Source organism: Streptomyces sp. enrichment culture (genome assembly GCF_964272855.1).
Lineage (GTDB): Bacteria > Actinomycetota > Actinomycetes > Streptomycetales > Streptomycetaceae > Streptomyces.
Genome location: NZ_OZ186847.1, coordinates 5,445,806 through 5,462,326, shown reverse-complemented (window position 1 = coordinate 5,462,326; position 16,521 = coordinate 5,445,806). Strand labels below are relative to the sequence as shown.

Annotated in this window: 12 protein-coding genes and 1 tRNA gene; 5 read left to right on the top strand and 8 right to left on the bottom strand. The window is 72.9% G+C overall.

All coding sequences use genetic code 11. From position 1 onward, the window contains the following. Position 1: 1 nt before the first annotated feature. From ACSU6L_RS24070 to ACSU6L_RS24060, 3 genes are all read left to right on the top strand, one after another. Positions 2–1,681: a protein phosphatase 2C domain-containing protein gene (locus ACSU6L_RS24070; RefSeq protein WP_437059933.1), complete on the top strand. Its 1,680-nt coding sequence runs from the start codon at positions 2–4 to the stop codon at positions 1,679–1,681. Between the two features lie 102 nt (positions 1,682–1,783). Continuing rightward, a complete protein-coding gene (locus tag ACSU6L_RS24065) occupies positions 1,784–3,133 on the top strand; it encodes a vWA domain-containing protein (protein ID WP_437059931.1) in 1,350 nt (449 codons plus the stop codon). Positions 3,134–3,216: 83 nt separating this feature from the next. Continuing rightward, positions 3,217–4,848 carry an FHA domain-containing protein gene (locus tag ACSU6L_RS24060; protein WP_437059929.1) on the top strand — a complete coding sequence of 544 codons (1,632 nt, stop codon included), beginning with the start codon at positions 3,217–3,219 and terminating at the stop codon, positions 4,846–4,848. A gap of 19 nt (positions 4,849–4,867) precedes the next feature. Here the strand turns inward: ACSU6L_RS24060 and ACSU6L_RS24055 are convergent, their stop codons facing one another. Further along, on the bottom strand, positions 4,868–5,851 hold the full coding sequence (locus tag ACSU6L_RS24055) for a methyltransferase domain-containing protein (protein WP_437059927.1): 984 nt from the start codon (positions 5,849–5,851) through the stop codon (positions 4,868–4,870). Positions 5,852–5,952: 101 nt separating this feature from the next. On the opposite strand from ACSU6L_RS24055, the gene ACSU6L_RS24050 reads away from it, so the two are divergent. Further along, on the top strand, positions 5,953–6,366 hold the full coding sequence (locus tag ACSU6L_RS24050) for a globin (RefSeq protein WP_073938447.1): 414 nt from the start codon (positions 5,953–5,955) through the stop codon (positions 6,364–6,366). A 41-nt stretch (positions 6,367–6,407) separates the two neighbouring features. Here ACSU6L_RS24050 and ACSU6L_RS24045 read toward each other — a convergent pair whose 3' ends face one another. The 7 genes from ACSU6L_RS24045 to ACSU6L_RS24015 form a co-directional block, all read right to left on the bottom strand. Then, on the bottom strand, positions 6,408–7,085 hold the full coding sequence (locus ACSU6L_RS24045; protein WP_437059925.1) for a hypothetical protein: 678 nt from the start codon (positions 7,083–7,085) through the stop codon (positions 6,408–6,410). Continuing rightward, entirely contained in the window at positions 7,082–7,492 is a 411-nt protein-coding gene (locus ACSU6L_RS24040; RefSeq protein WP_437059923.1) for an acyl-CoA thioesterase, read from the bottom strand. Before ACSU6L_RS24040 ends, ACSU6L_RS24045 begins: the two co-directional genes overlap by 4 nt. A gap of 2 nt (positions 7,493–7,494) precedes the next feature. Then, positions 7,495–9,159 (bottom strand): energy-dependent translational throttle protein EttA, encoded by a 1,665-nt coding sequence (gene ettA, locus ACSU6L_RS24035; RefSeq protein WP_073938444.1) that lies wholly within the window; start codon positions 9,157–9,159, stop codon positions 7,495–7,497. A 227-nt stretch (positions 9,160–9,386) separates the two neighbouring features. Further along, entirely contained in the window at positions 9,387–10,802 is a 1,416-nt protein-coding gene (locus tag ACSU6L_RS24030) for a Cys-Gln thioester bond-forming surface protein (RefSeq protein WP_437059921.1), read from the bottom strand. A gap of 263 nt (positions 10,803–11,065) precedes the next feature. Further along, the gene (locus tag ACSU6L_RS24025) at positions 11,066–11,548 is read right to left on the bottom strand and encodes a single-stranded DNA-binding protein (RefSeq protein WP_437059919.1); all 483 of its coding nucleotides are present in this window, start codon (positions 11,546–11,548) and stop codon (positions 11,066–11,068) included. Between the two features lie 208 nt (positions 11,549–11,756). Further along, the gene (locus tag ACSU6L_RS24020) at positions 11,757–13,682 is read right to left on the bottom strand and encodes a GTPase (RefSeq protein WP_437065028.1); all 1,926 of its coding nucleotides are present in this window, start codon (positions 13,680–13,682) and stop codon (positions 11,757–11,759) included. 687 nt (positions 13,683–14,369) lie between these two features. Further along, positions 14,370–15,974, bottom strand: a complete 1,605-nt coding sequence (locus ACSU6L_RS24015; protein ID WP_437059917.1) for a dynamin family protein — start codon at positions 15,972–15,974, stop codon at positions 14,370–14,372. Positions 15,975–16,294: 320 nt separating this feature from the next. On the opposite strand from ACSU6L_RS24015, the gene ACSU6L_RS24010 reads away from it, so the two are divergent. Beyond that, positions 16,295–16,367: transfer RNA gene (locus tag ACSU6L_RS24010), tRNA-Arg, on the top strand. Positions 16,368–16,521: the final 154 nt, after the last annotated feature.

The window sequence follows — 16,521 nt, the reverse complement described above, 5'->3', positions numbered from 1 at the left end:
GATGTCCCAGATGCCGCCCCGGCAGGCCGCCCTGACGCAGTGCCCGAGCTGCGCCGAACCGCTGGTACCGGGTGACCGTTACTGCGAGGTGTGCGGGTACGACCTGTCGGCCGTACCGCCCCTGCCGCAGCAGAGCCCGCCCGCCGCGACGGCCGTCCCCCGCACGGGCGACGGTTCCGCCCCGGCGTACGGCCCACCGCCCGTCGGGGAGGGCTCGGCATCCGGGTACGGCCCGGCGAACGCCGGGGAGGGCTCGGCACCGGGTTACGGCGTGCCGCAGGCCGGGAACGGCTCGGCACCGGGTTACGGCACGCCACAGACCGGGAACGGCTCGGCACCGGGTTACGGCGTGCCGCAGCCCGGCGGCGGCTCGACGCCCGAGTACGGCGGCCCGGCCTCCGCCGGCTACGGAACACCGCCCGCGCCGGACGGCTCGACGCCCCGGTACGGCACGGTGGCCGCCGGAAGCAGCCCGGCGCCTGCCGGGTACGGCCCACCGCCCCCCGCCGGCGCCCCCACCCCGCCCCCGGTCGGGTCCGCCGACCGGCCCGGTGCCGCGGGTGACGTGCCGAACCCCGGCTCCGGCGAGCCGACCCTGCCCCCGGCCACCCCGCCGACGGCGCCGGCCGACCCGCACAGCACTGCCCCCGCCTCCGGTGTCCGCTTCGACCGGCGTGCCACCGAGCCCGACGAGTACCCGCTCCAGGCCCCGGACCCGCGGGTCTCCGAGGCGGCGCCCGCGCACCCCGTGCCGCCCGCCGAGCCCGCCAAGGTGTGCGTCGCCTGCCGGGCCGGACGCGTCGACGACGACGGCTACTGCGAGAACTGCGGCCACGCCCAGCCCCGCGAACGCGACCACATGGAGCAGGAGTCCGGCCCGGTCGCCGCCGTCAGCGACCGCGGCCTGCGCCACCACCGCAACGAGGACGCGTTCTCCATCGGCACCACCGCGCTCCCGGACGGCTCCCCCGCCACCGTGGCGATCGTCTGCGACGGCGTCTCCTCGGCGACCCGCCCGGACGACGCCTCCCTCGCCGCGTCCCGGGCGGCCGGCGCCGCGCTGCTCGCCGCGCTGCCGCAGGGCACCCACCCGCAGCAGGCCATGCACGAGGCGATCGTCGCCGCCTCCCAGGCGGTCAACTCGCTGGCGGAGGAGCCCGCCACGGCCCGCGAGCACGCCCCGCACCAGAACGCCCCGGCCTGCACGTTCGTCGGCGCGGTCGTCACCGCCGGTCTGCTGGTGGTCGGCTGGGTCGGCGACAGCCGCGCCTACTGGGTGCCGCTGGACCGCGGCGCCCCGGCGGCCCGGCTCACCGAGGACGACTCCTGGGCGGCGCAGATGGTCGCCGCGGGCCTGATGAACGAGGCGGAGGCGTACGCCGACGAGCGCGCCCACGCGATCACCGGCTGGCTCGGCGCGGACGCCTACGAACTGGAGCCGCACACCGCTTCGTTCAAGCCGGACCGGCCCGGCGTGGTCGTGGTGTGCACCGACGGCCTGTGGAACTACGCGGAGGCGGCCGAGGAGATGGCCGACGTCCTCCCCCTCGACGCCGCCGCCCGGCCGCTGCACAGCGCCCGGGTCCTGGTCGGCCACGCCCTGGACGGCGGCGGCCACGACAACGTAACAGTGGCCGTCCTGCCGTTCCCGGCCCCGCCGCAGGGGGCAGGATCCGCCTGAGGCCTTGAGTGAGACGGGGAAGCCTCGACGGACCGGAGGGGACCGGTCCGGCCTTAGTCGTCACCCCGCTCCGGCGGGGTCGCAAGGGGGATTCGAGTACGCATGGCCAATTTGTCGAAGTCGAACGTGCCACAGTTCTCGGTCGACGTGTACCAGAACGAGTACCTCCCGGAGGGCGGCCGGGAGGTCAACGCGATCGTGACGGTGACCGCGACCGGCGGCGGCACCATCGGCAGCGCCGTCACGGCACCGCACCTCTACCCGCCCGGCCACGGCCCGTCCGCGGCCGTGGCGATCATGGTCGACTGCTCGGGCTCGATGGACTATCCGCCGACGAAGATGCGCAACGCGCGGGACGCGACGGCCGCCGCCATCGACACTCTGCGCGACGGAGTGCACTTCGCGGTGATCGGCGGCACCCACGTGGCCAAGGAGGTCTATCCGGGCGGCGGCCGCCTCGCCGTCGCCGATCCCACCACCCGCGAACAGGCCAAGCAGGCCCTGCGCAAACTGAGCGCGGGCGGCGGTACGGCCATCGGCACCTGGCTGCGGCTCGCCGACCGCCTGCTGTCCGCGGCGGACGTGGCCATCCGGCACGGCATCCTGCTCACCGACGGCCGCAATGAACACGAGTCACCTGAGGACCTGAAGGCCGCCCTGGAGTCCTGCGCCGGGCGTTTCACCTGTGACGCCCGCGGTGTGGGCACCGACTGGGAAGTGAAAGAAGTCACAGGCATCGCCTCCGCCCTCCTCGGCAGCGCCGACATCGTCGCCGATCCGGCCGGCCTCGCCGCCGACTTCACCCGGATGATGGAAACCGCGATGGGCAAGGAGGTCGCGGACGTCGCGCTGCGGCTGTGGACGCCGGTCGGCACGACCATCAAGTTCGTCAAGCAAGTCGCGCCGACGGTGGAGGACTTGACCGGCCGGCGCACCGAGGCGGGCCCGCGCGCCGGGGACTACCCCACCGGTTCCTGGGGGGACGAGTCCCGCGACTACCACGTATGCGTCGAGGTCCCGGCCGCGAACATCGGCCAGGAGATGCTGGCGGCGCGGGTCTCGCTGGTGATCCCGCAGTCCTCCGACGGGACGGCGCAGAACCTGGGCGCGCAGGGTCTCGTCCGGGCCGTGTGGACCGACGACATGGCCGCGTCCACGTCGATCAACCCCCAGGTAGCCCACTACACCGGGCAGGCGGAACTCGCCCAGGTCATCCAACAAGGGCTCGATCTGCGCAAATCGGGAGACATCGATGGAGCAACGGCCAAACTGGGCCGCGCGGTTCAGCTCGCCGGCGCCTCCGGAAACGCGGACACTGCGAAACTCCTTGCGAAGGTGGTGGACGTGGTCGACGCCGCGACAGGTACTGTGCGACTGAAGGCGAAGGTCGCGGAGGCCGACGAGATGACTCTCGAAACTCGGTCGACAAAGACTGTTCGTGTAAAGAAGTGACGTAAAGAGCCACGAGCCTGACCCCCTTGGGGTTGGAGAAATCCGGTCGGAACGGCCGGAAAAGGAGAGGGGGAAGCGCCGACATGCCGACCTGCCCGAACGGACACCAGTCGGGTTCCGACGACTGGTGCGAGGTCTGCGGTCACCGCATGGCCGGTGCCGTGCCCCCGCCTCCGCCGCCTCCCGGCGGTGGCGGCTACGGCTTCCCGCCGCCCGCGGGCGGCGGCCCGGCCCCCGCGCCGAACGCGCAGCCGGAGCTGTGCCCGCAGTGCCGTACGCCCCGCGAGGGCGGTGCGCCGTTCTGCGAGGAGTGCCGGTGGAACTTCCTCACCAACACCGCGACCTCGTACACCCCGGCCGCCCCGCGCCCGCCGGGGCCCGGCTCCGGGCCCGGCCCCGACCCGCGCTTCCAGCGGCCGCCCGGCCCGCCGTCGTACGGCGGCACCGACCAGTACGAGTACCAGGGCTCCCGGCCGTCCCAGGTGAACCGGCCCGCCGAGCCGATCCCTCCGGGCCCGCACTTCGCGGGTGAGCCGGGCGGACCGGGCGCGGGTCCGGGGCGTCCGGGTGCTCCCGGTGCTCCGGGTATGCCGCCTGGTGCCGGGGGTCCCAGTGGGCCTGGTGGTCCTGGTGGACCTGGTGGGTTCCCCGGTCCGGCTGGGCCTGGTGGTCCTGCTGGTCCTGGCGGGGCCGGTGGTTTCGGTGCTCCCGGCGGTCCCGGTGGGCCGGGTGGGCCAGGTGTGCCTTCCGGTCCCGGTGGCCCCGGCAACTTCGGCGGTCCGGGCGGCCCCGGCGGCCCTGGTCCCGGCGCTCCTAGCGGCCCCGGCGGCCCTGGTCCCGGCGCTCCTGGCGGCCCCGGCGCCCCCTTCGGTGAGCGTCCCGGCGGTCCCTCCATCCCCGGCCAGGCCGGCCCGCCGCCCGGCTTCGGCGCGGACCCGTCCCGCCCCGTCCCGCCGCCGCCCGGCCCCCCGGGTGGTCCTGGCGGTCCGGGCGGCCCTGGCGTTCCCGGTGGCCCGAGTGCAACGGGCGGCGCCCCGCAGGCGTTCCATCAGCCCGGTCCCGGCGGCCCCGGTGGCCCCTCCGGACCGCCCGCCCCGCCCGCCTTCCCGCAGGAGCCGGGCCGTCCGCAGCCCGGTGGGCCGTCCTTCGGCGGCGGTGGCGACGACTGGGTGATCTCCCCGCCGTCCGGCACCGGTGCGCCGAGCGGCCCCGGCGGTCCGGGTGCTCCCGGTCAGCCCGGCGGCTACGGCTACCCGCACCCCGGTGCGACCCAGGCACCGCCGCCCGGCCCGGCCGCTCCGCAGGGCCCGGTGACCTGGACGGCGACGATCGGCCCGGACCGCGAGTACTTCATGGCGATGATGCAGCGCTCCGGCCCCGAGGCCGCGGGCCTGAACCTGCCCGCGTACTCGCCGGAGCAGCAGCGCACCCTCACCGGCAACCAGGTCACCATCGGCCGCCGCCGCCACTCCACCGGCGACACCCCCGACATCGACCTGTCGGTCCCGCCGGAGGACCCGGGTGTCTCGCACCAGCACGCGGTGCTGGTGCAGCAGCCGGACGGCAGCTGGGCGGTCGTCGACCAGAACTCGACGAACGGCACCACGGTCAACGGCTCCGAGGAGCCGATCCAGCCGTTCGTACCGGTGCCGCTCCAGGACGGTGACCGGGTGCACGTGGGCGCCTGGACGACGATCACCGTCCGGCGCGGCTGACAAGAGCCGAAACGGCGGTTCATACCTGGAGGGGCCAGGCGTACGGCCCCTCCGGGTCGTCCAGCCAGGCCCACTCCCCGGCGCCGGTGACGGTGACGCCGTAGCGCTCACGGCCCGGCCGCCCCTCGCGCTCCCACAGCGCGTACGCCTCCTGCGGATCGAGGCTGCCGCGCGTGAGGGCGTACAGGAACCGGAACAGGTCGTCGTCGCGGCCCCGGCGCGGCACCGCGCCCAGCCCCGCCGGCTCGGCCCCGCCACGGCCGCCGCGCAGCGGCACGAAGAAGGCGGGCGTCTGCAGGAAGGGGCCCTCGGCCTGCCCGGCGTCCCGGACCGTCAGCAGGACCAGCCCGGTGGCGAGCGGGGTCAGGATCAGGCCGCCGGGGCGGCACTGGGCGAGCCAGGTGCGCGGGATCGACGGCAGCGCGCAGGTGGCGATGATCCTGTCGAAGGGCGCCCGCTCCGGCACCCCGCGGGCCCCGTCACCGGTGACGACCACCGGGTGGTGCCCGGCGGCGTCCAGATGCCGTCGGGCGGACTCGCTGATCTCCGGGTCCAGGTCGACGGTGGTGACGAGGTCGTCGTCGCCGAGCCGGTGCGCGAGCAGCGCCGCGTTGTAGCCGCTGCCGGCGCCGATCTCCAGGACCCGGTCGCCGTCCTCGACCCGCAGCGCGGCCAGCATCAGTGCCATGAGGGAGGGCTGGCTGCTGGAGGACAGCAGCTCCCCGTCGCGCAGCCGGATCGCCAGCGGGGTGTCGACGTACGCGCCGCGCAGCCACTGCTCACGCGCCTCCGGATCCGGATGCTCACCCCAGCGCCGCTCGAAGCCGCGCTCGCCGGCGACGTAGTAGTACGGCACGAACAGATGCCGTGGCACCTGAGCGAACGCCTCCCGCCACACCGGGTCCTCGGCCCAGGCACCGCTCGCCTCGATCTCCCGCACCAGCGCGGCCCGCGCGGAGGCGGCGAGTTCGTCCCAGTCCGTGTCCCGAGTGTGCGCACCCATGGGTCCACTGTGCTGCGGATCACAGCGCGAGGCGAGCATCGCAGGTCCGCGAGGCGAGGGGGGTCCTAAGCCTCGAGTCCTCGGTCGTGCGGTCTGAGACCATGGGGGACGTGAATGAGATTCGGCGTGGCACGCTTCAGGAGCAGACCTTCTACGAGCAGGTCGGCGGGGAGGAGACCTTCCGCCGGCTGGTCCACCGTTTCTACGAGGGAGTGGCCGAGGACCCGATCCTGCGGCCGATGTACCCCGAGGAGGACCTGGGCCCCGCGGAGGAGCGTCTGGCGCTCTTCCTGATCCAGTACTGGGGCGGTCCCACGACGTACAGCGAGAACCGCGGCCACCCCCGGCTGCGGATGCGGCACGCCCCCTTCACCGTGGACCGCGCGGCGCACGACGCCTGGCTGAAGCACATGCGGGTCGCCGTGGACGAGCTGGGCCTGTCCGAGGAGCACGAGCACACGCTGTGGAACTACCTGACGTACGCGGCGGCGTCGATGGTGAACACGGCCGGCTGAGCCGATGGGGCGGTGGCCGGGGCGTCCCGGGGCCGCCGCCCTCAGCGCACGCTGACGCCGAGCGTCCCGAGCCCCGCGCGCCGCACGGCGATCGACCCGTACGGCGTCCGCAGCCGCAGCCACGCCCCGGACGAGAGCAGCGCCGGCTCCTCGGCGCCGGGAACCGGCCGCAGGAAGCCCAGCGACTGGGCCGCGTGCACGGCCCGCACCGGCAGCCGGGTCGCGCCGACGGTCCGGGACCAGATCTCCCGGCCGATCCGGTCCAGCTCGGCCCGGGTACGCGCCTCGGGCGCCAGTTCTCCCGTGCGGGACCGGAACTCGCCGACCCCGGCGGCGACCATCGCGCGCAGCGCGTCCGTCGCCGGCAGTCCGGGCTCCGCCTGCCAGCCGCCGCGCGGCGGCAGCACGCCCGCCCACGGCGGCCCGGTCACCGCGCCGGGCACGGCGGCCGTGGCCGCCTTCTCGTCCACGGCCTCCAGGAGCTCACCGGCGGACACGGTGACGTCCAGCGTCACGTCGAGCCCGTTCTCGTACGGCTTGGCGAGCCGCACCGCGCGGATCGCGAGGACCTCGAAGGACGGTGGCCGTCCGAAGACGGCGAGCGCGGTGCCCGCCGCCTGGAGGCGCACCGCGGCTCCACGGTCGTAGTGGAGCAGCCTGGAGAGGAAGGCGGCGAGATCCGCCGCCTCCCCCTCGTCGGCGAGATGGAGCACCGTCATGCGGCGACGGCCTCCTCCTCGTCCTCCAGGTACTCCTCGAGGAACTCCCGCTCCTCCGCGGTGATCCGGCGCGGCCGCTGATGTTCGAAGTCGAACGGCACGATCACCGTCGACGCGCGGACGTAGATCTGGTCGCCGTCCTTCACCTCGTAGGTGAGGGTGAAGGACGCCGCCCTGATCTCGGTGACCCACAGCTCGATGTCCACCGGCTCGTGCCGGTGGACGAGCTGCCGCTTGTAGTCGATCTCATGGCGTGCCACCACGGACCCCTGCTTGAAATCCTTGTCCGGGCGGAACAGGAAGTCGATACGTGCTTCTTCCAGGTAGCGGAGGAACACCACGTTGTTGACGTGGCCGTACGCGTCCATGTCCGCCCAGCGCAGTGGGCAGCGGTAGATGTGCCGCAAGATCAGCCCCGGGTCAGCTTCTTGTAGGTGGCGCGGTGCGGACGCGCGGCGTCCGGACCCAGCCGCTCGATCTTGTTCTTCTCGTAGGACTCGAAGTTGCCCTCGAACCAGAACCACTTGGAGTCACCCTCGTAGGCGAGGATGTGCGTGGCGACGCGGTCGAGGAACCAGCGGTCGTGGGAGACGACGACGGCGCAGCCCGGGAACTCCAGCAGCGCGTTCTCCAGGCTGGACAGCGTCTCGACGTCGAGGTCGTTGGTCGGCTCGTCGAGGAGCAGCAGGTTGCCGCCCTGCTTCAGGGTCAGCGCCAGGTTCAGCCGGTTGCGCTCACCGCCGGAGAGCACACCGGCCGGCTTCTGCTGGTCCGGGCCCTTGAAGCCGAACGCCGAGACGTACGCCCGCGACGGCATCTCGACCTGGCCGACGTTGATGTAGTCCAGCTCGTCGGAGACGACGGCCCACAGCGTCTTCTTCGGGTCGATGTTCTCGCGGCTCTGGTCGACGTACGAGATCTTCACGGTCTCGCCGACCTTGATCGAACCGGAGTCCGGCTCCTCCAGGCCCTGGATCATCTTGAACAGCGTGGTCTTGCCGGCGCCGTTCGGGCCGATGACGCCGACGATGCCGTTGCGCGGCAGCGTGAAGCTGAGGTCGTCGACGAGGACCTTGTCACCGAAGGCCTTGCTGAGGTTGTTGACCTCGACGACCACGTTGCCCAGACGCGGGCCCGGCGGGATCTGGATCTCCTCGAAGTCCAGCTTCCGCATCTTGTCGGCCTCGGCGGCCATCTCCTCGTAGCGGGCCAGACGCGCCTTGGACTTGGCCTGGCGGCCCTTGGCGTTGGAGCGCACCCACTCCAGCTCTTCCTTGAGCCGCTTCTGCCGCTTGGCGTCCTTCTGGCCCTCGACCTTCAGACGGGAAGCCTTGGTCTCCAGGTACTTGGAGTAGTTGCCCTCGTAGCCGTGGAGGCGGCCGCGGTCGATCTCGCAGATCCAACCGGCGACGTTGTCGAGGAAGTACCGGTCGTGGGTGATGGCGACGACGGTGCCGGGGTACTGGGCGAGGTGCTGCTCCAGCCAGTTCACCGACTCGGCGTCGAGGTGGTTGGTGGGCTCGTCGAGCAGCAGCAGGTCGGGCTGCTCCAGGAGCAGCTTGCACAGCGCGACACGGCGGCGCTCACCACCGGAGAGGTTGGTGACGGGCCAGTCGCCGGGCGGGCAGCCCAGGGCGTCCATGGCCTGCTCGAGCTGGGCGTCCAGGTCCCAGGCGTTGGCGTGGTCAAGCTCCTCCTGGAGCTTGCCCATCTCCTCGAGCAGGGCGTCGGAGTAGTCCGTCGCCATCTGCTCGGCGATCTCGTTGAACCGGTCGAGCTTGCCCTTGATCTCGCCGACACCCTCCTGGACGTTCTCCAGGACCGTCTTCTCCTCGTTCAGCGGCGGCTCCTGGAGCAGGATGCCGACGCTGTAACCGGGGGCGAGGAAGGCGTCACCGTTGGAGGGCTGCTCCAGGCCGGCCATGATCTTCAGCACGGTCGACTTACCGGCACCGTTCGGCCCGACGACACCGATCTTCGCTCCCGGAAGGAAGTTCAGGGAGACGTCGTCGAGGATCACCTTGTCGCCGTGCGCCTTACGCGCCTTGCGCATGGTGTAAATGAACTCAGCCAAGAGAAACCGTCCGGCAGCTTGAAGGCAGGGGGGCAGATACACCCCATCTTGCCGCACCGCCACCCCCGGGCGGAAACCCGTCCGAGCGCGGCGTACACCTCATGGCGGCGGGTGAGCGGGGCGTCACTCAGTGTCGAGGAATCCGACGTCCGGGAATCCGGCGCCGACGGAGCCGACGCCGGGGAATCCACTGTCGGATGTCAAGGAGCGAGGCGCGGGACCCCTGATCAGTCCTTGGCCTTCTTCTTGCGCACCAGCAGCAGGGCCGCACCGCCGATCACCACGAGACCGATGGCCACGCCGCCGATCAGGGGGGTGGCACCGGAGCTGCCGGTGGCGGCGAGGTTCACGTCCTCGGTGGGGGCGGGGACCGTGGCGGGGCTCGGCTCGCCGAGGGTCTGCGTGGTGGTGCCGGCCTCGTCGGCCTCACCGGCCTGGGTGCGGCAGTCGAGGACTCCGGTGAAGCGCTCCTGCTGACCGCCGGGCCCGGTGATCGTGAAGTCGTACGCCTGGTCCTCCTGGAGCGGGACCGTCACCGTCCGGGTCTCTCCGGCCGCGATGGTGTGCTCGACGCCCATCAGCTCGAAGGTGAAGGGCGCGTCGCCCGCGTTGGCGGCGGTGATGTCGACGCCGCCCTCGGCGCAGTTCTCCGCCGCGGACAGGGCCGGTATGGCGCCCGTCTCCGCCCAGGTCGCGCTCGCCGTCGCCGAGACGGTGGACTCGCTGGAGCCCGCCAGGATCTGGGTCTGGCTGCGGCTGTCGGAGGCGAAGGCCCGCCCGACCGGCACGGTGGTGGAGGCCTGCACGACCAGCTCGGCCGTACCGTCCGCCGCGTCGTCGGGCACCGCGAAGAACAGCCGGCTGCCGTCCTTCGCGGTGGTGACGTCCTCGCCGTCCGCGCCGACGATCCGCACGCCGGTGGTGGTGGCGTCGGCCGGCGGGGTCACGGTGACGCTGTCCGCGGTGGTGCGCACCGTGACCGGGCCGAGCAGCCCGCCGGGCAGCCCGGAGAGCGCGGGCGGGTCCAGGGTCAGGGACGCCTCGGGCTCGGCGACGTCGCGGGCGTTGTCCTCCAGGTAGTCCGCCAGCTTCTCGGCCTGCGGGTCGACGGCTTCGACGTCCACGCCGTCCGAGTAGCGCCAGATCGCCACCTGGGTGCCGGCCGCCGCGTCCTGTTCCGTGAGGCCGCCCTGGACGCCCGCCTTCCGCGCGAGCGCCGCGAGGTCGTTGACCTGGGGGTAGGAGTTCTGCAGGATCCAGCGGACGCGGCCGGCGTCCTCGTTGGCTCCCAGCGAGGTGCCGCTCCAGGGGGTCTCGTGGTACTTGGCGTCCCGCTGCGTGGGGTTGTGGATGTCGACGCAGTAGGTCTGAAGGGTGCCGCCGCCGTCGACGGACATCTCGAACAGGCCCGCCGACAACTCCTGGTCCCCGGCGTCGGTGTGCACCACGGCGGCGCCGTATGTCTTCAGGCCGCCGATGGTGGCGGTCGCCCCGCCCTGGGCCTGCCCCGCCCCGCCGTCGGCCGCGGCGGCTCCGGCGCCGGCCGTCACGGCGGCCAGGGCGAGCCCGGACACCAGGGTCACGGCGGCGATCCCGGCCGCGCCTCGCCCGCACGCGGACCGTGCGGAGAACGAAGAAAACACAGAATTCCCCTTCGAGCAGGACCCGTTGACGTGGGGGGAGGTCCCGCCAGCAGAGTCGTCAAACCCCTAGAACCATGTCCGGCATCCTAGGGACGCGGGCGCACCGCCTTTCCCGGTGATGCCTTCCGAGGCATGATCCGACTCGGAATCGTTATCGCCGAGGCGGGCTTGAGCAGGGCTTACCGACAAATCCACCGGGTCGTTCGGCACGTATTCCCCGATAAGCCGCACTTCGGTCAGTCAGCCCGGCACACGACCTGACGTCACGTCACAGCCGCTGCCCCCGCGAGTGGTTGCTCGTCCACAGACTCAGTCGGCGTCGAATCGGCTGGGACGGTCTCCCAGTTGGGTTCGGGACGCGGCGCCGGCAGCGGCGTGGCGCCCTCGGCCCGGCCCGACCGCCGGAAGGCCGCGGTGCCCCGCGACAGGTCATGCCCGATCGCCATCGCGTCGATGTCCGCCGAGGTCCGGCTCTGCCCCTCGCGCACATCCGTGCGCACCTTCAGCCGGCCCTGGACGACGACGGGGTCACCGAGGTTCAGCGACGCGCCCGCGTTGACGGCGAGCTGGCGGTTGGCCCACACCGTGAAGAAGTTGGTGTGCCCGTCGGTCCAGGTGTTCTTCTCCCGGTCCAGGTAGCGCGCGGTCACCGCCAGCCGGAACCGCACGGACGGCCCCGTGGGCAGCTCCCGGTAGGCCGGCGGCGTCGCCACGTTGCCGACCGCGCAGATGATCGTCTCGTTCATCGTCAGCCCCTCCCTCGTACGGGCCCTCCCGTACGGCAGCGTCTGGTCCGGCGACCGCGTCCGTCGCGATCGCCGCACCGCCAGACTGCCTCGCTCCCGCGAAGCCCGCCGGGCCCTGTGGACCGCCCCCGACCTGTGGAAAACCCCGCCACCCGAACGGGTGACGGGGTCGTCCCGCCCGCGGCACCGACGGGTGTCGCCGGAAGCGTCATCTCCCCCCGGCGCCCACCCCGACGACCCGCCCGTACTGCTCGCGCACCTCCCGGTACCGCAGCAATTCCGCGGCCACCGGATCCAGTACCCGCGCCCGCCCGCACCCGGCGGCCGCCTCGCGGAGTCTTCGTTCGGCCTCCATGCCGTACCTCCGGGCCGGTCCGCGAGCCGCCATCCGGCAGCTCCACTCCACCACCGGGCCTCCGGCGATCCCGGTCAGCATCAGCAGCACCGGCACCCCCAGATTCGGTGACATGACCCCGATGATCTGCCCCAGCAGCCACAGTCCGCCGAGGACCTGGAGGATCGTCATGGACGCCTGCGCCAGCACGGCCACCGGCCACCAGCCGGGCCGAGGCGGTCGCCCGGGTGGCAGCCCGGCCCGAGCCGCCAGCTGGTCGAGCGCCTCGGGCAGCCCCTGCGCCCCCCGGACCGCCGCCTCCCGCACCGCCTGCGCCCAGGGCGCGGGCAACCCGGCCGCCGCGCGTTCGGCCACCGTGCGCACCGCCTGCTCGACCCGCTGGCGGGCCGTGGCCTCCTCGTCCGCCTGGGCGCGGAGCAGCACCGACCCCGTGTTCGGTTCACCCCGGCCCTGGTACCACCGCCACAGCCGCAGCCAGGGCGTCCCGCACGCCCGGTTGGCGTTGCGCAGCCACGCCCGCTCGGCCGCCTCCCCGGCCGCGGTGGCGCCCACCGCGTCGGCGAGCCGCGCGGAGAACTCGTCCCGCGCCTGCTCGCTGAGCCCACAGCGCTGGCCGTTGGCGTACAAGGGCCGCAGCCGCCCCGCGGCGGCGTCCAGGTCGGCCGAGATCCGGCGGGCCGGCGCACCCCGCTCGGCGACGAACTGGCCGAGCGCCTCGCGCAGTTCCCCGACGCCGTCCCCGGTCAGCGCGGACAGCGCGAGCACGGTCGCGCCGGGCTCCTCGTACTCGCCGAGGGCGACCCCGTCCTCGTCCAGCAGCCGCCGCAGGTCGTCGAGGACCTGCTCGGTCCCCTCGCCGGGCAGCCGGTCGATCTGGTTCAGGACGACGAACATGACCTCGGCGTGCCCGGCCATGGAGCGCAGATAGCGCTCGTGCAGGACGGCGTCGGCGTACTTCTCCGGGTCGACGACCCAGATCACCGCGTCGACCAGCGCCAGTACCCGGTCCGCCTGCTCGCGGTGCTGTACGACCGCCGAGTCCAGGTCCGGCAGGTCCACCAGGACAAGGCCGCGCAGCTGCCCCTCGGCGTCCGCGTGCTGCGCGGGACGCCGCCGCAGCCGGGGCGGGATGCCGAGCCGGTCGATGAGGGTCGCCGCGCCGTCGCTCCAGCTGCACGCGATGGGCGCGGACGTGGTGGGACGGCGTACGCCGGTCTCCGAGATGGTCACTCCGGCGAGCGCGTTGAACAGCTGCGACTTGCCGCTGCCGGTGGCCCCGGCGATGGCGACGACCGTGTGCTGCCCGGAGAGGCGGCGCCGCGCGGCGGCCTCGTCGAGCACCCGGCCCGCCTCGGCGAGCGTCCGGCTGTCCAGCCGGGTCCGCGACAGCCCCACCAGCTCACGCAGCGCGTCCAGCCGCGACCGCAGCGGCCCGTCGTACGCCAGCGGCGTCACACCCTGCGACTTGCCGCTCCGCGTCTCCACGGCGACGGCCTGCTCGACCGGGGCGGCCCCTTCGGTGACCCGCCGCGCGATCAGCCCGTCGTCCCAGGCGGGCTCGGCGTCGGTACGCCGCGCGGAGCCGTCGTCGGCTTGGACGCGCGGGTCGGTGTGACCTCGCGGATCGGCTTGCGCGCGTGGGTCGGTGTGACCTCGCGGATCGGCTTGCGCGCGTGGGTCGGTGTGACCTCGCGGATCGGCTTGCGCGCGTGGGTCGGTGTGACCGCGCGGGCTGGTCTGACGTCGTGGACCGGCTTGCCCGTGCGGGTCGGCCTTCATGGTGTCGGCGATCACGCCTGCGTCTGCCTTCGGGGCACTGGCCGTCGCGCCGGCGTCAGCCTTCGCGGTGTCGGACTTCACACCTGCGTCAGCGGTCGCTTTCGTCTCGCCGTTCACCCTTACATCGGCAATCACCTTGCCTTTCGTACTTGTGTCGGCCTTGGCACGCGCCCTGGCACGCCCCCGTTTCTCACCCCGCACGCGCGCGTGGTCACCGTCTCCCGCCATCGCACGCCGCGCTTCCTCGCCGGTGCCGGTCTCCGAGGCCGGGCCGGGGGCAGCGAAGGCAGCCTCGGAAGGCGCGGAAGACGCGGAAGACTCGGGTTCCTCGGCGGCACCGGCCCCCTCCAAGCTCTCGGCGCTCCCTGCGCTCTCCACGCTCTCCGAGCTCTTCTCCCTCTCCCCCTCCTCACTGCTCTCGCAGTCCGCGGCCTCCCCCCGCTCCCCGGCGGCACCGGATTCCGTCTCCCCAGACGGCTTGTCCGTGCCCTCGGAACCATCCTCGTCACGCAAGTCGTTCTCCACCTGGGGTGTCCCGTCATCCGCCCGCTCGGCGTGATCCGTCTGACGCTCGGAGGCGCCGATACCGATGCGGGCACCGGCAAGAGCCGAGTGACTTACGTGCTCGGCACTGTGAGCACGATCGGCGTGATCCGTGTGGTCCTGGTCAGTGACGGCGGCCACCGGTCACCTCTCCTTCTGCAATACGGACAGCGCGGCGATGAGTGCGGCCTGAGGTTCGGGATGGACGTCTAGGGCGTCGAGCGGGGCGAGGCGGCGCTCGCGTTCGGTTTGGATCACGCGATCCAGGTGCTCGGCGAGGAGCCGGCCGCCCCGGTCACGCAGCCGCAGCGCCCCGTGTGCGCCGATCCGCTCGGCGAGCCCCTCCCCCGCCGACCTGGCGCGCCGCCCGCCGAGCAGCACGGTGGCGACGAGTGCGGCGATCATCTCGGGGTCGGGCGCGACGCTCCGCTCCAGGTGGCGCACCTCCTCCTCGGCGTACTCCTCCAGCTCCCGCCGCCACCGCCGTACGGCCAGCCCGATCCGGTGCCCCGCGTGGTGCGGTTCGGCGTCGTCCGCCAGTTCGGGGGCGCCGGCCGCGGGCTCGAGCCGCCAGGCGTCGTCGACGCGCTCGTCGGCCGCGGTGACGGCGCACAGCAGGAGGTCGCCGAGGCTCTCCACGAGCGCGTCCAGCAGCTCTTTGGGGGTGCAGTCCAGCGGGAAGGCCCGCCAGCGCTTGAGGGCGTCCCCGGCGAGAACGGCCCCCGCCTGGAGCCGTCCGCGCACGCGCGCGTACTCGCTGTCGTAGGCGGAGTCGACGGCGGCGGTGAGGCGGAGGGCGGCGGCGTACTGGGCGGCGGCGGCGCTGGCCAGTTCGGGCATCCGGGACTTGAGGGAGTTCAGGACGCCGTGCGCGGTGCGGGCCAGGGTGTGCTGCCGGGCGGCGGGGTCCTGGGCCTGGTGGATGAGCCAGGTGCGCAGCGGTGCGACGGCGGTGACCGGCAGGAGTCCGCCGCCCCCGGCCGACTCGGGCAGCTCGGGCACCGTGAACCGGGGCACGTGGCCGAGGCCGGCCTTGGTGAGCAGGGCGCCGTACTGCCGGGAGACCTCGGAGACGACCTGGTGCGGTACGCGGTCGAGGACGGTCACCAGCGTGACGTCGTACTCCTTGGCGGTGCGCAGCAGATGCCAGGGGACGGCGTCGGCGTACCGGGCCGCCGTGGTGACCATGATCCAGATGTCGGCGGCGCAGATCAGCTCGGCGGCGAGGACACGGTTGTCGGCGAGCAGCGAGTCGATGTCGGGGGCGTCGAGGAGGGCGAGGCCCGGCGGCAGGGTCTCGGTGGTCTCGATGCGCAGTACGCGCGTGGGGTTCTCGCCGGGGAGCAGCAGCTCGTCACCGGACTCCTGTTGGGGCACCCAGACGCGCGTGAGGTCGGGCAGCACGCGCATCCCGCTGAACCAGTGGTGGTCCTCCGGGTTGCAGACCAGCACCGGTGTCCGCGTCGTCGGCCGCAGTACGCCCGCCTCGCTGACCCGACGTCCGACCAGCGAGTTGACGAGTGTCGACTTCCCGGCGCCGGTGGAGCCGCCCACTACGGCCAGTACCGGCGCTTCGGGTTGTCTCAACCGGGGCACCAAGTAGTCGTCGAGCTGGGCGAGCAGTTCGTCGCGGTTGGCACGCGCGCGTGGAGCCCCCGACAGGGGCAGCGGGAAGCGTGCGGCGGCGACGCGGTCGCGCAGCGTGGAGAGTGCGTCGAGCAGCTGAGGCCGTACGTCCAAGGTCACCACATGCGAAGAATGCCCAATTTTATGGGATTTCTGAAGCATATGAGCATGTCTGCGCGCCGACAGGACACAAGGGACGGAAGGGACGACTGGGACACGGGGGTGGCTGAGGCATAACGAGTGCACAACACCCGGTGCGCGATGCGTCAAAAGCGATGCACGATTCGTACCTGCCTGCGATTATCAGGACCGCTTCACCGAACCTCCACATTGAGCCACGGAGGCGAAGCAACAGGGTCAAGGATCCGGGAGCCCTATCCTTGTCCCCGGCAACGTCACGGATCAGCCCGCACCCGGGCACCACGACAGAGGCCACCACACCGGCCCCCGTAGCTCAGTGGATAGAGCAGGCGCCTTCTAAGCGCTTGGCCGCAGGTTCGAGTCCTGCCGGGGGCGCCCAGTCTCCGCCCTCCTTCGGGAGGGCGTTTTTGCTGCTCAGGGCGGGTGATACTCGACACACATCAGCACCGGAAGCCCTGGCGATGATCAAGAGCGGGCCCCGGGGCTGTCCGGCTGTCGCCGGGTTCTCGAGGGTGGACGGTGTCGAATA

Coding starts and splice junctions, on each gene's coding strand:
- ACSU6L_RS24070 (WP_437059933.1), top strand. CDS start 2: ATGTCCCAGATGCCGCCCCGGCAGGCCGCCCTGACGCAGTGCCCGAGC.
- ACSU6L_RS24065 (WP_437059931.1), top strand. CDS start 1,784: ATGGCCAATTTGTCGAAGTCGAACGTGCCACAGTTCTCGGTCGACGTG.
- ACSU6L_RS24060 (WP_437059929.1), top strand. CDS start 3,217: ATGCCGACCTGCCCGAACGGACACCAGTCGGGTTCCGACGACTGGTGC.
- ACSU6L_RS24055 (WP_437059927.1), bottom strand. CDS start 5,851: ATGGGTGCGCACACTCGGGACACGGACTGGGACGAACTCGCCGCCTCC.
- ACSU6L_RS24050 (WP_073938447.1), top strand. CDS start 5,953: ATGGGGGACGTGAATGAGATTCGGCGTGGCACGCTTCAGGAGCAGACC.
- ACSU6L_RS24045 (WP_437059925.1), bottom strand. CDS start 7,085: ATGACGGTGCTCCATCTCGCCGACGAGGGGGAGGCGGCGGATCTCGCC.
- ACSU6L_RS24025 (WP_437059919.1), bottom strand. CDS start 11,548: ATGAACGAGACGATCATCTGCGCGGTCGGCAACGTGGCGACGCCGCCG.
- ACSU6L_RS24020 (WP_437065028.1), bottom strand. CDS start 13,682: ATGAAGGCCGACCCGCACGGGCAAGCCGGTCCACGACGTCAGACCAGC.